The sequence below is a fragment of the Photobacterium sp. J15 genome, assembly GCF_963870815.1.
In the GTDB taxonomy this organism is placed as follows: domain Bacteria; phylum Pseudomonadota; class Gammaproteobacteria; order Enterobacterales; family Vibrionaceae; genus Photobacterium; species Photobacterium marinum.
The window spans coordinates 3198415-3214415 of sequence record NZ_CAWMUI010000001.1 but is presented as its reverse complement, the minus strand read 5'-3'; the positions used below and the strand labels follow the sequence as shown (position 1 = coordinate 3214415).

Below are 16001 nucleotides of genomic sequence, written 5' to 3'. Positions count from 1 at the left end.
CTTTCAGGCATTATTCTTCCACCATGAAGCGAAATAGTAATCCATTGTTTTATTCTGCGGAATAAAGGGTGTACTCGGTAGTTAAAGAGGGATCTGGGCGTTGAAACCACATCATGCAGCATAATCTTGCTTTATGCTTTTTAGTGCACTGATATGCTTGTTTTATTCATCTATCTGTTTAAAATTAAGGCGTTTTTTACCACTCATTTTTATTGCTGGGAGGAGCTAATCATGACAAATCATCGTTTGAAATGTACGCGTCCTGCTGGTGATGTCTTTCAATACACCAATCACTGACAGTTAATACTGTTATAAACGGGCCGCGGATATCTGTCGCGGCAAGTCTAAGTAGTCAGCCTGTGACAGCTGTATCTGTGTCCCTCTTTATTTTTTATATGGAGAGCACGATTATGCGCCAGTCATTCTATTTACGTATCGCAGTTTTATTAGTTCGCCTTGATGTTCAGCGGGAAGATGCCGCCTGGCGTCGTGAGCACCGTCGCATCCGGTTGCACCTGCCGCATTTATCCGATCACTTGTTGACAGATATCGGTGTGGGAAAAGATCAGCGAATTGCCAGTAGCTTGATATCAAGCAGGGAAAGCCGCTTTGTCCGTCACCTCAGGCGAGAACAGAAATCGCGATTGATTACGTAACAGCGGCGCTTTGCTTTAGTGCGACAGCAAGGCGCAGAAACAGATTCATGTTTCCTTTAAGAGGTGTGAATCTGAGCACTGTTATCGGCCCCTTTGCGTGAGGGGCCTTTTTATTGCTGGCTAAAAAGTCATATCCGGTTCTAAATATTACGGGCAAGGGTTGGAGTAAGTGGCTCCGATTTCTTCCAGATCCGACAGGACTTCATTGCTGAGTTTAATATTGATGCTGTCGATGTTAGCTTCCAGTTGTTCCAGGCTTGTAGCCCCAATGATGTTGGCAGCCACGAAAGGTCGTTGGTTGACGAAAGCCAGCGCCATTTGAGCCGGGTCCAAACCGTGTTTATTGGCGATATCGATATAAGCCTGAGTTGCGGCAACTCCTTGTGGTGTGAAGTAGCGGGAAAAGCGCTCGAACAGAGTACAGCGAGCCCCTTCCGGACGGGCACCGTTTAAGTATTTGCCGCTCAGGGAACCGAATGCCAGCGGCGAATAGGCCAGCAGCTCCACGCCTTCATGGTGGCTGATTTCGGACAGACCGACTTCAAAGCTACGGTTAAGAAGGTTGTAAGGGTTCTGGATTGAAACCACTCGAGGAAGGTTGTGTTTATCAGCGAGGCGCAGGAATGACATTACTCCCCACGGCGTTTCGTTTGACAGCCCGATGTAACGGACTTTCCCGGCCCTGACCAGTTCGGCCAGTGCTTCCAGGGTATCGGTAATCGTGATCCCGCAATTTTGATCTTTATACGGATAGTTGAGTGTGCCGAAGCAGTTGGTTTCGCGCTGTGGCCAGTGGATTTGGTAGAGGTCGATATAGTCGGTTTGCAGGCGGTTCAGGCTGTTTTCTATTGCATCATGGATATTGCGCCGATCCAGCGCCATATTTTCGCGGATATAGGGCAGGCTTCTCGGGCCTGCGACTTTGGTCGCCAGAATAACTTTATCCCGCTTGCCGCTTTTTTTCAGCCAATTGCCGATGTAGGTTTCCGTCAGCCCCTGAGTTTCCGGTTTTGGGGGGACCGGGTACATCTCAGCGGTATCGATGAAGTTTACTCCCCGCTCAAAAGCAAAATCCAGTTGACTGTGGGCATCCGTTTCGCTGTTCTGCTCGCCGAATGTCATCGTACCAAGACAGATTTTACTGACTTCCAGCGAGGAATGGGGGAGTCGGTGGTATTCCATAAGCCCTCCTTGGACCAGTGATTTACTTCGAATATAACCTGTCTTTATCGTGCTGAGAAGAATGGAAAGGTAATTTGAGATATTCAGAATCTCAGAAGGGCATCTTGCTGATATTATTAATATGTCACATAGTTAAACTCTGATTGTTCTCAAACTAGGCATCAACCTCGTGAGCCCAGGAGGCAGCATGAAACTGACCCAGTTGAAGCATTGGCTGAAGGGAAGCCATAGTCAGACCCCAAAGTGTATTTTGACCAGTTATGCCGGCTGTTCAGATTATTTGATGGAAGTGGAGTTTAAGCATCAGCTTGAGCCGCTCAAGGACGACAATGATGAAATGCTGCATTTTCAGTCGATTGAGCAGGTGAAAGAATTGCTGCAGCCGCTCGGGATCACCTCTGTGACATTACGGGTGATTGATCCTTATGATGAATTTTCACCTGATGGCAAGCCATCCATTTGCCAGGAAGATATGACGATTGCGTTATAGGATGAAGTTACGCTCAAGCAGTCCTGCGGTGAAGCTGGTTTTAAGGTAAAAACCTCGCGGCAGGGTTTTTATCGGCTGGCCGTTGGCACCATAGGCTTCGGTCAGCGCTTTGCTGTTGGCGGCTTTCGGACGTAGTTGCAGTACTTCACCGTGCCTTGCGGTAATTTGTTCTACTTGTCCGAGAACAATCATGTCCATCAGTTCTTCCCAGTCTTGGCGAAGTTGCTGCTCCTCATCGGCAGACGGGCTCCAAAGCAGTGGAGAGCCGACATGGCGATCCTCCAGAGGAATATCCCGCTCACCTTCAACCGGGACCCAGAGTACCCTTGCCAGCTTATGGCGGATATGGCTGTTTTCCCAGCTCAGCCCCTGCAAGCCGATAAGTGGTGCCACACAGACAAAGGTGGTTTCGAGCGGCTTGCCGTTATAACCGATAGGGATTGTCTTTAATTCAATGCCCAGCTCCATGAAGTCCGGCACCGGTTTACTGCCCGCTGCGGCACCCAGATGCCATTCCAGTAACTGACCGACCCAGCCTTTATCCCGCTTCAGGTTAGGTGGCGGGATTATCCCTGCCTGTTTGGCCAGTTCGCCTAAGGTCAGTCCGGCCAGTTCATGGGCTCGGTCGAGAAGTTCTTGTTCTGTCTGGGGAGTCGGGCGCATATCGGTTGAAGTTCTGTTTGGGACAAATATTTGCCGGAGCCGGGCATACTACCACAGCGCTTCTATGCTGATAATAGTACTCCAATCGCTGCTTCAGTTCTTTGGCTCGAGTTATCTCTGTTTCAGTTGCTATTAGGCGGGCTGTGGTTGAAATATGAACGATCCTTTGTGTCAGATAATTGAATGGCTGCATAAAAAGGCAGGTGTTACATGTATCTAATTGAATAATAAAGGTTTTATTGGTTTCGTGAATGAATAATCGGCGACAACTTCGCTCGGAAAATACGGTTATCAAGTAAGAATGTAAGGATCTTTCACAAAGATATCCACAGGATGTTTGGGTAAATATTGTGTTTTCAGTAGATATGTGTATTTATCCAGGTGTTTGTTGGATATTTAAACACATGTTTGAGCCGGATAACTGATGCTGACAGTTTTTGGTGTGGATAAAGTGAGTGTTGGTTGATCTTTGACCGATCCGTTTTTTATAACAAAAATGATCTTGTCTTAATGAGCGGATTATAATTTATATTTATTTTAAGCTTATGATTTTAAATGCTTTGTTTCGTGTTGTTTTGCCTTTTGATTACAGTTTTGTATCAGTGGGATTCTGTCATAAAGCTGGAGTGACAGGGCTTCTTCACAAATGTATCCACAGAAAACGTGTATAAATGTGGCTTGGGTCTCATTTGCTTGTTTATAAATTAGTCAGGTGTGTGGAGTTATCCAGAAATTGAGTACTAAGTAGGAAAAAACGGTTATTAATTAGAATGTTTGTTTACCCATTGCATTGTCTGTGAAAAAATCACTGTTAATAGAGAATTATATTAGAGGTCGTCCAGTGATTGATGGCGATGGATACCGCCCTAACGTAGGGATAGTTATCTGCAACAGCCATGGCCAGGTATTCTGGGCTCGACGATATGGACAACATTCCTGGCAGTTTCCGCAAGGCGGTATTGATGAGGGTGAAACACCTGAACAAGCCATGTATCGGGAACTGTATGAGGAAGTAGGGCTTACAAAAAAAGATGTCCGGATTTTGGCGTCAAGCCGACATTGGCTTCGTTATAAATTACCCAAGCGCCTGGTAAGGTGGGACTCTAAGCCTGTTTGTATCGGGCAGAAGCAAAAGTGGTTTTTGCTCAGCCTGGAATGTGATGAGTCAAAGGTTAACATGCAGCGTGGCAGCACGCCGGAATTTGATGGCTGGCGGTGGGTCAGTTATTGGTACCCGGTGCGTCAGGTTGTCTCTTTTAAGCGTGATGTCTATCGGCGGGCGCTGAAGGAATTTGCTGCAATGGCGATGCCATTCAAGGAGCGAAGAGAGCGTAAAGGCAAACGCCGAGGCAAGCGAGGATAATGCAGTAATCCCAGATAAGGTTAATTATGCTGACGCAGCTTAGAGAAATTGTTGAGAAGGTCGCAAGTGCCCCGAGCCTGATGGAAGCACTTGATCAGCTGGTAGTCAGTACCTGTAATGCGATGAAGACGGAGTGTTGCTCCGTCTATATTGCCGATCATAAGCGTCAACAGTACACGCTGATGGCTACTCAGGGACTGACCAAGCCTCACCGTCAGATCAGACTTGGTTTTGAGGAAGGCCTTGTCGGCCTTGTCGGCAGCCGGGCAGAGCCGATTAATGTCGCCGATGCCCGCCATCATCCCCACTTCAAACATCTTCCCGGTATCGGTGAAGAGTCATTCGGCTCTTTTTTCGGTACGCCGATTATTCATCAGCGCCAGGTGCTGGGTGTTCTGGTTATTCAGCAACGTGAGCGCCGTGAATTTGATGAAAGTGAAGAATCTTTCATGGTGACACTGGCTGCCCAGCTGGCGGTCATTCTGGCTCATGCCAAAGCACAGGGAATGTGGCCGGATCAACGCAACGGCCTCCATCTGGTCGGTTCTGCCGCTTCTCCCGGTGTGGCAATTGCCCGGGCCTGGTGGGATGACAACCAGCCTCGGCTGGAGCAGGTGCTGCCGGTATCCTGTGTCGATGTTGAAGCAGAGCAGGAACGGCTGAGTATTGCCATTGAGCTGGCCAGTGCGGAGTTTCGCCGACTGCGAAAGCGTTTTGATAGTGAACTTCATAAAGAGACGCTGGCCATTTTTGACCTGTTCAGCCACCTGCTCAACGATCCTATGCTGCGAAAGGATTTATTTGCCAAAATTGCGGATGGCGATCAGGCCGAGTGGGCGATCCGCCAGGTGGTTGAAGCGTACTCCGAGCGTTTTGCCCGGATGAAAGATGACTACCTCAAGGAGCGGGCTCAGGATATCCGAGAACTGGGTCAGCGCTTGCTATTTTTCCTTCAGAACGAGGAAGGCATTGAGCACCAGTGGGATGAACCTGTGGTGTTGCTGACCCGTGAGCTGACGGCAGCCATGCTGGCCAGTATTCCCAGGGATAAGCTGGCGGCGGTAGTGGCTCAGGAAGGTGCAGCTAACTCTCATGCGGCTATCCTGTCGCGGGCACTAGGGATTCCGGCCATCATGGGCGTTGATTTTGTGCCGGAAAAAGTCCATGACAGCCAGGTGATTGTTGATGGTTACCTCGGGGATTTCCTGGTCGAGCCGAACCGCCATGTTATGGCCGAGTACACCCGTTTGCTTCGGGAAGAAAATGAGCTGACCCGGACGGTTGAAGGCGAGGTAGGTAAAGCTGCGTGTACTTTGGATAAGGAGCGGATTTACATCCACCTTAATGCCGGCCTGAGCGCTGATACCAGTATAGCGGTCAATCGCGGAGTAGACGGTGTAGGTTTGTACCGTACTGAAGTGCCATTTTTGCTACAACGCAGCTTTCCTTCCGAGGAAGAGCAGACGTTGCAGTATCGCTCCATTTTGATGACCTACCGAAACAAGAAAGTGGTTATGCGGACGCTGGATATCGGTGGTGATAAGCCGTTGCCTTATCTGGCTATTGAGGAAGACAACCCGTTTCTCGGCTGGCGCGGTATTCGTTTTACCCTGGATCACCCGGAAATCTTTTTGATCCAGGTTCGGGCGATGCTCAAGGCAAGTATTGGACTGGAAAACATGGATATCCTGTTGCCGATGATTTCAGGCATCGGGGAGCTGGATGAATCGAGGGCGTTGATCGACCGCGCTTATACCGAAGTGGCCAAGTATGCACAGGAGCAGGGAGAGACTCTTAAGCGCCCTAAGATCGGGATCATGGTTGAAGTCCCGTCTATTCTCTATCAGCTTCCTGCCCTGAAAGGGAAAGTGGATTTTATTTCCGTTGGCAGCAACGACCTTACCCAATATTTATTAGCCGTGGACCGGAACAATTCCCGGGTTGCCAATGTCTATGATGCATTACACCCTGCGGTACTGAATGCACTTAAGCACATTGCAGATACCAGCCGGGTACTGGACATGCCTGTCAGTGTGTGTGGTGAGCTGGCCGGTGATCCTGTGGGAGCCTTATTGCTGGTGGGGATGGGATACCGTTCTCTGAGTATGAATACCCGCAACGTTGCCCGGATTAAGTATATTTTGCGTCATATTGCGGTCAGTGAGATGGAGCAGCTGACAGATTCTGCTCTGCAGTCGACTTTTGCCGATGATGTCCGCAAAATGGCAACGGAATTTGTAGACCAGCGAGGACTGGGTGGATTTATTCGTGCAGGTAAGCAGTAGGTTAGAATGATTGATAATGCGTTGTGGCTGTTTGCCATATGTCTTGCGCTCGGTAGCGTGGTTGGTTTACTGGCCGGGATGCTGGGGATTGGCGGCGGTCTGGTTGTGGTTCCTGCGCTGGTATGGCTGCTGCCAAGGGCCGGAATTGAAAGTAGTTTGGTAATGCACATTGCGCTGGCAACCTCGTTGGCCAGTATTGTTTTAACCTCTGGCTCATCGGCCCGTAATCACTTTAGATTAGGTAACGTTGATTTTTCTATTGTGAAGTCACTGGCACCGGGAGTGGTTGTCGGCGGTCTCGGCGGCAGCGTAATTGCAGAGTTGGTACCGACGGAACTCTTACCTAAGATTTTTGCCGTTATTGTCCTGATGCTGGCACTGCAGATGCTGCGTTCAATGCGGATCACCCGCCAGGGCACAATGCCGGGGCCGATTGGTACTATCTGCAGCGGAGGGGTGATTGGAGTGGTATCCAGTTTAGCCGGAATTGGCGGAGGCTCTCTGACAGTGCCATATTTGAATTGGCATGGTGTGGAAATGCGCCGGGCCATCGGTTGCGCTTCATTGTCCGGTGCCATGATTGCCATTGCCGGAATGCTGGGCTTCATTGTTGCCGGCGTCGGAGATGAAGCCTTGCCGCCAATGAGTATCGGTTATGTTTATTTACCGGCATTGTTTGGCATCGTTATGACATCCATGGTAACTACTCGCTACGGTGCGGCTCTGGTCAGCCGGTTGCCGACGGCGACATTAAAGAAAATTTTTGCGGTCTTCCTGCTGTTTATCAGTATGAAGATGTTTTTGGGATAATTGTTGTTCAGGGGAGGTTCGCTTCCCTGCTTTCTGAGATTAATTGAATGAGCCAAGGTTATTTAACATTTCCTAATATTGACCCGGTTTTGATCCAAATTGGCCCGCTGGCAGTGCGCTGGTATGGTCTGATGTATCTGCTGGGCTTCGTTTTTGCCATGTGGCTGGCTAACCGCCGTGCGGATAAGTTAGGCAGTGGCTGGACTCGTGAGCAGGTCAGCGATTTGCTGTTTGCCGGTTTCCTTGGCGTTGTCCTCGGCGGGCGTATCGGTTATGTCCTGTTCTATAACTTCGATATGTTCCTTGCCAATCCGTTGTACCTGTTTAAGGTCTGGACCGGTGGTATGTCGTTCCACGGTGGCCTTCTCGGTGTGATTACGGCTATGTTCTGGTATGCCCACAAGAATGGCCGGACATTTTTCAATGTAGCGGATTTTGTTGCTCCGCTGGTGCCGTTTGGTCTGGGGGTTGGTCGTTTGGGTAACTTTATCAATGGTGAACTGTGGGGGCGAACCACAGATGTGCCATGGGCAATGGTGTTCCCTACGGGTGGTCCGCTGCCGCGTCACCCGTCACAGTTGTATGAATTCTTCCTGGAAGGTGTCGTTCTGCTGATCATCCTGAATATCTTTATCCGTAAGCCTCGTCCTGCCGGTGCGGTTTCCGGTTTGTTCCTGTTCGGATACGGCTGCTTCCGTTTCATTGTGGAATATTTCCGCGAACCGGATGCCCACCTGGGTCTGTATGGCGGCTGGATCAGTATGGGACAGATCCTGTCACTGCCGATGGTGATTGGTGGTTTACTGATGATGCTTTGGGCATATAAATTTCAGGCTAAAAACAAAACAGCCTGATGAAATAGGTTAGGGATTACACAAAGGCGGCATCTTCGGATGCCGCCTTTTTTCGATTCTGGTAAAATCAGGCGCAATTTTGTGCCTCGGCACTGTCATTTATGGGTGGGAATATGAAACAGTATTTAGACCTTTGTCAGCGTATTGTTGACGAGGGTGTATGGGTTGAAAACAAGCGAACTGGCAAGCGTTGCCTGACAGTGATCAATGCTGATTTGACATATGATGTGGCTAACAACCAGTTCCCACTGGTTACAACGCGCAAGAGCTTCTGGAAAGCGGCGATTGCCGAGCTGCTGGGCTATATCCGTGGCTATGACAATGCGGCTGATTTCCGCGCCCTGGGTACCAAAACTTGGGACATGAACGCCAATGATAACGAAGCATGGCTGAATAACCCGCACCGTAAAGGTGAAGATGATATGGGACGGGTATACGGCGTACAGGGTCGTAGCTGGCAGAAGCCTGACGGTTCGACCATCGACCAGCTGCGCAAAATTGTTGATAACCTGAGTCAGGGTATCGACGATCGTGGTGAAATCCTGACTTTCTATAACCCAGGCGAGTTCGATATGGGCTGTCTGCGTCCGTGTATGCACACCCACACGTTTTCTCTGTTGGGGGATACATTGTATCTGACCAGCTACCAGCGCTCTTGTGACGTGCCCCTGGGGCTGAATTTTAACCAGGTTCAGGTTTATACCTTGCTGGCGCTGATGGCCCAGATCACTGGTAAGAAGCCGGGTCAGGCTTACCATAAGATCATTAATGCTCACATCTATGAAGATCAGGTGGAGTTAATGCGTGATGTTCAGCTCAAGCGTGAGCCGTTTGAGTCACCACAGCTGATCATTAACCCTGAAATTAAGAGCCTGGAAGATCTGGAAACCTGGGTAACTCTGGATGACTTCGAAGTAGTGGGTTACCAGCACCACGATCCGATCAAATACCCTTTTTCTGTTTAAAAGTGTTGCATGGGGTAATTAAATGTTTACCCCTGAAACAATCGGAGCTCGACTTCGAGCTTAAACAACAAAAAGCCCCGCATTTTCTATGCGGGGCTTTTCTTTTTTTTGGATGGTTTTAACTGGCTGTTTACGCAGTGAAAGCCAGAATCGAACCAGGAATTGCCACAAATACCAGTCCAAGGTAACCGGCTACAGCAATCTTGCTCTTAGACGCCAGGTCACTCAGGTAAAACGCTGCTTTCAAAGGCAGTTCACGCAGAAGCGGGATGCCGAAGATTAGCAGGGTTGCCATAATGTTGAATGTTAGGTGTACCAGGGCAATCTGTAGTGCAAATGCCGCGTTGTCACCAGCGATTGCTGTTGCAGCCAGCAATGCGGTAATACAGGTACCGATATTTGCACCCAGAGTGAACGGGTAAACATCACGAACTTTAAGAACGCCTGTACCTACCAGTGGCACCATCAGGCTGGTTGTTGTCGATGAAGACTGTACCAGTACGGTTACAACTGTACCTGAAGCGATACCGTGCATTGGACCGCGGCCGATAGCACTTTTTAGAATTTCGCGGGCACGGCCAACCATCAGGCTGCGCATCAGTTTACCCATTGCAGTAATCGCAATGAAGATCAGGGCAATACCGATGAAGATAAGGATCACACCACCCATGTTGCCAAATGCTTCCAGCGGGCCTTTTACAAGTCCAACTGCTGGCTTGGTCAGCGGCTTCATGAAGTTTAGGCCCTTCATGCTCATGTCACCGGCACCCATCATAGGAGAAACCAGCCATGAAGAGATCTTATTCAGGATTCCGAACATCATTTCCAGCGGCAGGAAGATAGCTACTGCAAGCAGGTTGAAGAAATCGTGAACGGTTGCACTGGCAAAAGCGCGGCGAAATTCGTCTTTACAACGAGCATGGCCCAGGCTTACCAGTGTATTTGTGACAGTGGTACCAATGTTGGCACCCATGACCATAGGAATTGCTGTTTCAACAGGCAGGCCACCGGCAACAAGGCCTACAATAATTGAGGTAACAGTACTGGAGGACTGGATCAGTGAGGTGGCCACCAGGCCAATCATCAGGCCGGCAACAGGGTGTGATGCAAATTCAAAAAGCGTTTTTGCCTGCTCACCGACAGACCATTTGAAGCCGCTGCTAACCATAGATACAGCGACCAGTAATACGTAAAGCATGAACGCTAGGTTTGCCCAGCGGACCCAGCGCATAGAGCTGTTTATTGGCGCAGCAGTAGTGGCTTGGGTATTCATAATCAAATTCTCCATGACAAAAATATGTCGTTTGGGTTTCATTTTTTGAAATCTGCGGCGATGGTAGAGCTGGAATATTTCAGAAATATGACACTGTCTGTCATAAATGGATTTTCTGCCTGAAACGTGACCAAAACTGTGGTTTTTCTATGTGGTATTGAACTCTCTTTGTTAGTTAAGTGTTTGTTTTTAAATTTATATTTTGGCAGCTTTCAATGTTGCAAGAAAATGGGCTTAGATTGGGTTTTTTTAGTTTGAAGAGCGATTACAATGTGAGTTTGTTCAAAATCTGGGAATTGTCACTAATTCTGATAGTTATATAAGTAATTTGCGGATATTACTTTGTATGAGGGAGAATAGTTCGGTTTTTTCGAGGTGTTATCTCTAAACAAACGATTTTTCACTGGCATAGTGTGACGTCTAAACTAATTTTACATTTTTGTTGTGACATTAGTTTCATGTAAAGGAGTTACGGTCGATGGCCGAAGCAATTCGTAATTTTCTCAAAATGGAGTCTGCAGGCGGAATTATCCTGATCATTGCCGCAGCGATCGCGATGATTATTGCGAACTCGCCACTGGAACCGCTGTATAACGGTACCCTGCATTCATATGTTGCTGGTCTGTCTGTTGTTCACTGGATTAACGACGGCCTGATGGCGATTTTCTTCCTGCTGATTGGTCTGGAAGTAAAACGAGAGCTGATTGAAGGTGCGCTGAATACTAAAGAAAAAGCGATCTTCCCGGCTATCGCAGCGATTGGCGGCATGATTGCCCCGGCGCTGGTTTACACGCTGTTTAACTTTGCCGATCCGATGGCAGTAAAAGGCTGGGCGATCCCGGCAGCAACAGATATCGCGTTTGCTTTGGGTATTATGGCTCTGCTAGGCACCCGCGTTCCGGTATCACTGAAAGTATTCCTGTTGGCGCTGGCAATTATTGATGACCTGGGTGTTATTGTGATTATTGCTCTGTTCTACAGCAGTGATCTGTCAACACTGGCACTGGCTATCGCGTTTGCCGCAACGGCTGCACTATTCGTGATGAATGCGAAGAATGTAACCAAGATTTCTTGGTACTTGGCAGTGGGTGCGATTTTGTGGATTAGCGTACTGAAATCCGGTGTTCATGCGACATTAGCTGGTGTGGTACTTGGCTTTGCTATTCCGCTGGCTGGCAAAGACGGTGATCGCTCAGAACATGCGTCACCACTGAAGCATATGGAGCACGCTCTGCACCCGTATGTTGCATTCATGATTCTGCCGCTGTTCGCGTTTGCTAACGCAGGTATTTCATTGGATGGCGTGTCTCTGTCGGGCCTGACATCCATGTTACCGCTGGGTATTGCCCTTGGTCTGTTGATCGGTAAGCCGTTGGGGATCTTTACAGCAAGCTTCATGGCTGTGAAAACCGGTCTGGCGAAGTTGCCTGACGGTGTTGGCTTTACCCATATTTTTGCTGTATCCGTGCTGTGTGGTATCGGCTTTACGATGTCCATCTTCATCTCTTCGCTGGCTTTTGTCGGCGCGCCAGAGGACTTCAGCACTTATTCGCGTCTGGGAATTCTGCTGGGCTCTACGGTTGCAGCGTTAACAGGGTACTTCATGTTAAGTCGTACCTTGCCTAAAACGGAGGCGTAATATGAAACGTTATCTTCTAAGCGTTGTAATGTTGTCATCTTCAGCGGTTTTTGCGTCAGTTGATTACAATGACTGTACCGAGAACACTAATACGGAAGTGTGCCAGGCCTATTTGGCTGGCCTTAGCCACGGTAAGGCTAGCGTTGAAAACACAGTGATGTCTGAGTCGAAAGATGATTTTCGCTCACGAGCACTGGAGCAGCGTGTAGGAGAGCGTTACCGTAAATCTGTTCAGTCTCAGAAAGAGCTGGTTCAGCCTGAAGAGGGCGAAGTTTCCTCCTGAACCACTTTATCCTGACTAATAACGGTTGAAGACCCCGAATGCACAGCGTAAGCTGCGCGTTTGGGGTTTTTTATTTCCGGGAAGTAGTAAAACAGGATGTCTCACCTAAATTACAATCACCTCTATTACTTTTGGATGGTCTGTAAGCAGGGCTCAGTGACCAAAGCGGCTGAAGCTCTGTTTCTGGCACCGCAAACGGTGACAGGCCAGATCCGGGCTCTGGAAGAGCGGCTTAAGGGCAAGCTGACCAAGCGGGTTGGCAGGAATATCGAACCGACGGAGTTAGGGCAGTTGGTCTTTAAATACGCTGATAAGATGTTCGATCTCAGTTACGAAATGCTGGATATCGTGAACTATACCCAGCGGGAAAACCAATTGCTTGAGGTTGGGGTAGCAGACGCCCTGTCTAAGCGTCTTGTCAGCAAGGTGCTATTGGAAGGCATTCCTGAAGACGAGCGGATTCATTTGCGTTGTTATGAATCCACTCACGAAATGCTGCTTGAGCAGTTGTCTCAGCATAAGTTGGATATGATTTTGTCGGACTGCCCAGTAGATTCAACGCAGAGCCCCGGCCTTTATAGTAAGAAACTGGGTGAGTCGAGCATGAGCTTTTTCTGCTCGGTCCCGACTAATCCGCTGAATTTCCCTGCCTGTATTGAAGACTACAAGCTTCTGGTTCCCGGCCGACGGACTGCAATGGGACGTAAACTGCATCATTGGTTTGATCAGCAGGGTATTACGCCGAATATTCTGGGTGAATTTGATGATGCGGCGCTGATGAAAGCGTTCGGGGCTTATCATCAGTCAATGTTTGTTGCACCGTCAATTTATGCAGAAGAGATTGAGTCGAATAATATTCGTGAAGTTAAGCGGGTAAAGGAAATCAAGGAAGAGTATTACGTCATTTTTGCCGAAAGGATGATTATGCATCCGGCTGTTAAGAAGATCTGTGAGGCAGATTTTAGGAAGTTGTTTAAATAACGTTGTTGAAATAAAGCCCCTTCTGGCACGATTTTTCATCAGCTACGGCTAGAAATGCGCTCGTAAATTAAGTACATTAGCATTAACTTAAGTTTAATGATGGTGGACGTATGGAACTACAGCAGATGGAGCAAAATGCCCCGAAGGCCGTAGCACTGCTGAAAGCCATGGCGAATGAACGACGTTTGTTTATCCTTTGCTATTTGCTGGAGCAAGAAATGTCGGTTGGGATGATGAGTGAAAAGCTCGGTTTGAGTCAGTCTGCGCTATCCCAGCATTTAGCATGGTTAAGGCGTGATGGGCTGGTTGATACCCGCAAAGAGGCGCAAACAGTCTACTACCGCTTAAAGAGTGAAGAAGTCAGGGCGATGATGCAGTTGCTTCATAAGATGTATTGTGGCGGTGGCCAGTAAACTTCAGGCTTTAGAATATAAAAAAACCGGCGCTAGCCGGTTTTTTTATAACTGAATCGCAACTCTTAGATTAAAGAGCTTTGATTTTAGCAGCTAGACGAGCTTTGTGACGTGCAGCTTTGTTTTTGTGGATCAGGCCTTTAGTAGCCATACGATCCATAACAGGTTGCATTTCAGCGAAAGCTTGAGTAGCAGCTTCTTTGTTGCCAGCTTCGATTGCAGCAATAACTTTTTTGAAGAAAGTGCGCATCATAGAACGACGGCTAGCGTTGTGCTGGCGACGTTTTTCTGAAGTGATAGCACGTTTCTTAGCAGATTTGATATTTGCCAAGGGTAACTCCCAAATCTTGGTACGGTGACAATTTAAGGCCGAGGACTATGCCTGCTTAACCAGAGAATGTCAAATGATTTGTGCAAAGAACCGCCGAACCAAACATGTTTGGCACTTGCGGATTAACACGGTTAATATGGCGGCAGATTTTACCAGCATTTAGGTTCGGAAGTCACCTTTTCTGAGCTATCTTTATGAGGTTTTTTTTGTGAGTAAGCGTCTTTTGCGCTCTGGACTGATTGTCAGCACCATGACATTGGTCTCTCGGGTTCTTGGATTGGTGCGAGATGTTGTGGTGGCAAACCTAATGGGAGCCGGAGCTGCAGCCGATGTTTTCTTCTTTGCTAACAAAATTCCTAACTTTTTACGCCGCTTATTTGCTGAAGGAGCATTCTCTCAGGCTTTTGTGCCTGTGCTTACTGAAAGCCATGCTGCCGGTGATATGGATAAGACCCGCCAGTTGATTGCCCGAGCCTCGGGTACTCTCGGGGTCATCGTTTCCGTGGTAACCCTGTTCGGTATTTTGGGCTCTGGTGTCGTAACCGCGCTGTTCGGTGCAGGCTGGTTTATTGATTGGCTGCACGGTGGCCCGGCAGCGCCTAAGTTTGAGCTGGCGAGCCTGTTGCTAAAAATCACTTTCCCTTACCTGTGGTTTATTACCTTTGTTGCGCTGTCTGGCGCAATCCTCAATACCCTGGGTAAGTTTGCGGTTTCTTCTTTTACGCCTGTTTTTCTTAATGTTGCTATTATTGGTTGTGCCTGGTTTCTGGCTCCGAACCTGCCTCAGCCGGAAATTGGTCTGGCGATCGGTGTTTTTCTTGGTGGCCTGATTCAGTTCTTATTCCAAATCCCATTCCTATATAAAGAGGGTATGCTGGCTAAACCGCAATGGGGTTGGAACGATCCTGGGGTAGTAAAAATCCGCACCCTGATGATCCCGGCACTGTTCGGAGTGTCTGTCAGCCAGATCAATTTGTTGTTCGATACCTTTATTGCCAGCTTCCTGACAACTGGCTCTATCAGTTGGCTGTATTACTCCGATCGCTTGCTAGAATTCCCGCTGGGGCTGTTCGGCATTGCGATTGCCACAGTGATCTTACCTGCGCTGTCACGTAAGCACGTAGAGCAATCAAGCGACCATTTTGCTTACACCATGGATTGGGGCGTGCGTATGGTGTTGCTTTTGGGGATCCCTGCCATGCTCGGCCTGATGGTTCTGGCGAAGCCAATGCTGATGGTGCTGTTTATGCGAGGTGAGTTTTCACCAGCCGATGTAGAGCAGGCTTCGTTGTCATTACTGGCTTACGCTTCTGGTTTGCTTAACTTTATGCTAATTAAAGTACTGGCTCCGGGGTACTATGCCCGCCAGGATACCAAGACACCAGTACGCTTCGGTATTATCGCAATGTTTACCAATATGGTGTTTAACGCCATCTTTGCTTATTTATATGGTTACATAGGCCTGGCAATGGCCACAGCTCTGTCGGCACTGGTTAATGCGGCACTGCTATACCGAGGCCTGCATATGGCGAATGTCTACCGAATCAGTAAAACAACACTGCTGTTTGTTGCGCGTCTGGTATTGGCTGGTGCAGCTATGGTTGCGGCTTTGCTTTGGGCTCTGCCGGCAATGGATCACTGGCTGGCCTGGACACTGAGCGCTCGAGTAATGTGGCTGGGTGGTTTGATTGCTGTAGGAGCGCTAGTGTATCTGGGGACGGTTGTTGTTCTGGGGATACGCCTTCATCATCTGAAGGCTGAGGGCTAAGCTCTTGCCTGAAATATGATATCAGCCAGCGGGAAAATGATTCCG

The 16001-nt window shown here is 48.6% G+C and carries 16 protein-coding genes; 12 read left to right on the top strand and 4 right to left on the bottom strand.

The features are described 5' to 3' along the window. Positions 1-410 precede the first annotated feature (410 nt). Positions 411-656 carry a DUF1127 domain-containing protein gene (locus tag AACQ93_RS14415; RefSeq protein WP_007464891.1) on the top strand — a complete coding sequence of 82 codons (246 nt, stop codon included), beginning with the start codon at positions 411-413 and terminating at the stop codon, positions 654-656. A 147-nt stretch (positions 657-803) separates the two neighbouring features. Here AACQ93_RS14415 and AACQ93_RS14410 read toward each other — a convergent pair whose 3' ends face one another. Then, a complete protein-coding gene (locus AACQ93_RS14410) occupies positions 804-1838 on the bottom strand; it encodes an NADP(H)-dependent aldo-keto reductase (protein ID WP_064605853.1) in 1035 nt (344 codons plus the stop codon). A 187-nt stretch (positions 1839-2025) separates the two neighbouring features. On the opposite strand from AACQ93_RS14410, the gene AACQ93_RS14405 reads away from it, so the two are divergent. Then, positions 2026-2328: a DUF6482 family protein gene (locus AACQ93_RS14405; protein WP_007464887.1), complete on the top strand. Its 303-nt coding sequence runs from the start codon at positions 2026-2028 to the stop codon at positions 2326-2328. Here the strand turns inward: AACQ93_RS14405 and mutH are convergent. Next, complete coding sequence (gene mutH / locus AACQ93_RS14400) at positions 2323-2991, bottom strand: DNA mismatch repair endonuclease MutH (protein WP_064605851.1); 669 nt, start codon at positions 2989-2991, stop codon at positions 2323-2325. The genes AACQ93_RS14405 and mutH overlap by 6 nt on opposite strands. An 841-nt stretch (positions 2992-3832) precedes the next feature. Here mutH and rppH point away from each other — a divergent pair. From rppH to AACQ93_RS14375, 5 genes are all read left to right on the top strand, one after another. Then, on the top strand, positions 3833-4354 hold the full coding sequence (gene rppH / locus AACQ93_RS14395; protein WP_007464883.1) for an RNA pyrophosphohydrolase: 522 nt from the start codon (positions 3833-3835) through the stop codon (positions 4352-4354). Between the two features lie 26 nt (positions 4355-4380). After that, positions 4381-6639 carry a phosphoenolpyruvate--protein phosphotransferase gene (gene ptsP / locus AACQ93_RS14390; RefSeq protein WP_064605846.1) on the top strand — a complete coding sequence of 753 codons (2259 nt, stop codon included), beginning with the start codon at positions 4381-4383 and terminating at the stop codon, positions 6637-6639. A 6-nt stretch (positions 6640-6645) separates the two neighbouring features. After that, the gene (locus tag AACQ93_RS14385; protein ID WP_064605844.1) at positions 6646-7449 is read left to right on the top strand and encodes a sulfite exporter TauE/SafE family protein; all 804 of its coding nucleotides are present in this window, start codon (positions 6646-6648) and stop codon (positions 7447-7449) included. Positions 7450-7496: 47 nt separating this feature from the next. Continuing rightward, complete coding sequence (lgt, locus tag AACQ93_RS14380; RefSeq protein ID WP_064605842.1) at positions 7497-8303, top strand: prolipoprotein diacylglyceryl transferase; 807 nt, start codon at positions 7497-7499, stop codon at positions 8301-8303. A 113-nt stretch (positions 8304-8416) separates the two neighbouring features. Beyond that, positions 8417-9268: a thymidylate synthase gene (locus tag AACQ93_RS14375; RefSeq protein ID WP_064606731.1), complete on the top strand. Its 852-nt coding sequence runs from the start codon at positions 8417-8419 to the stop codon at positions 9266-9268. A gap of 130 nt (positions 9269-9398) precedes the next feature. On the opposite strand, the gene AACQ93_RS14370 is transcribed toward AACQ93_RS14375, so the two are convergent. Then, entirely contained in the window at positions 9399-10541 is a 1143-nt protein-coding gene (locus tag AACQ93_RS14370) for a Na/Pi symporter (protein ID WP_064605841.1), read from the bottom strand. A 478-nt stretch (positions 10542-11019) separates the two neighbouring features. On the opposite strand from AACQ93_RS14370, the gene nhaA reads away from it, so the two are divergent. The 4 genes from nhaA (at position 11020) to AACQ93_RS14350 (ending at position 13857) form a co-directional block, all read left to right on the top strand. Further along, entirely contained in the window at positions 11020-12180 is a 1161-nt protein-coding gene (gene nhaA, locus AACQ93_RS14365) for a Na+/H+ antiporter NhaA (RefSeq protein ID WP_064605839.1), read from the top strand. A gap of 1 nt (position 12181) precedes the next feature. Next, complete coding sequence (locus tag AACQ93_RS14360) at positions 12182-12463, top strand: hypothetical protein (protein WP_064605837.1); 282 nt, start codon at positions 12182-12184, stop codon at positions 12461-12463. Between the two features lie 96 nt (positions 12464-12559). Then, positions 12560-13444 (top strand): transcriptional activator NhaR, encoded by an 885-nt coding sequence (gene nhaR / locus AACQ93_RS14355; RefSeq protein ID WP_064605835.1) that lies wholly within the window; start codon positions 12560-12562, stop codon positions 13442-13444. Positions 13445-13554: 110 nt separating this feature from the next. Beyond that, on the top strand, positions 13555-13857 hold the full coding sequence (locus tag AACQ93_RS14350) for an ArsR/SmtB family transcription factor (protein WP_064605833.1): 303 nt from the start codon (positions 13555-13557) through the stop codon (positions 13855-13857). 70 nt (positions 13858-13927) lie between these two features. Here AACQ93_RS14350 and rpsT read toward each other — a convergent pair whose 3' ends face one another. Further along, positions 13928-14188 carry a 30S ribosomal protein S20 gene (gene rpsT, locus AACQ93_RS14345; RefSeq protein ID WP_036799376.1) on the bottom strand — a complete coding sequence of 87 codons (261 nt, stop codon included), beginning with the start codon at positions 14186-14188 and terminating at the stop codon, positions 13928-13930. Between the two features lie 208 nt (positions 14189-14396). On the opposite strand from rpsT, the gene murJ reads away from it, so the two are divergent. Next, positions 14397-15956: a murein biosynthesis integral membrane protein MurJ gene (gene murJ / locus AACQ93_RS14340; RefSeq protein WP_064605831.1), complete on the top strand. Its 1560-nt coding sequence runs from the start codon at positions 14397-14399 to the stop codon at positions 15954-15956. Positions 15957-16001: the final 45 nt, after the last annotated feature.

Bases quoted from the DNA above. Each gene is read 5' to 3' on its own strand.
- AACQ93_RS14415 (WP_007464891.1), top strand. From the start codon at position 411: ATGCGCCAGTCATTCTATTTACGTATCGCAGTTTTATTAGTTCGCCTT.
- AACQ93_RS14410 (WP_064605853.1), bottom strand. From the start codon at position 1,838: ATGGAATACCACCGACTCCCCCATTCCTCGCTGGAAGTCAGTAAAATC.
- AACQ93_RS14405 (WP_007464887.1), top strand. From the start codon at position 2,026: ATGAAACTGACCCAGTTGAAGCATTGGCTGAAGGGAAGCCATAGTCAG.
- mutH (WP_064605851.1), bottom strand. From the start codon at position 2,991: ATGCGCCCGACTCCCCAGACAGAACAAGAACTTCTCGACCGAGCCCAT.
- ptsP (WP_064605846.1), top strand. From the start codon at position 4,381: ATGCTGACGCAGCTTAGAGAAATTGTTGAGAAGGTCGCAAGTGCCCCG.
- AACQ93_RS14385 (WP_064605844.1), top strand. From the start codon at position 6,646: ATGATTGATAATGCGTTGTGGCTGTTTGCCATATGTCTTGCGCTCGGT.
- lgt (WP_064605842.1), top strand. From the start codon at position 7,497: ATGAGCCAAGGTTATTTAACATTTCCTAATATTGACCCGGTTTTGATC.
- AACQ93_RS14375 (WP_064606731.1), top strand. From the start codon at position 8,417: ATGAAACAGTATTTAGACCTTTGTCAGCGTATTGTTGACGAGGGTGTA.
- AACQ93_RS14370 (WP_064605841.1), bottom strand. From the start codon at position 10,541: ATGAATACCCAAGCCACTACTGCTGCGCCAATAAACAGCTCTATGCGC.
- nhaA (WP_064605839.1), top strand. From the start codon at position 11,020: ATGGCCGAAGCAATTCGTAATTTTCTCAAAATGGAGTCTGCAGGCGGA.
- AACQ93_RS14360 (WP_064605837.1), top strand. From the start codon at position 12,182: ATGAAACGTTATCTTCTAAGCGTTGTAATGTTGTCATCTTCAGCGGTT.
- nhaR (WP_064605835.1), top strand. From the start codon at position 12,560: ATGTCTCACCTAAATTACAATCACCTCTATTACTTTTGGATGGTCTGT.
- AACQ93_RS14350 (WP_064605833.1), top strand. From the start codon at position 13,555: ATGGAACTACAGCAGATGGAGCAAAATGCCCCGAAGGCCGTAGCACTG.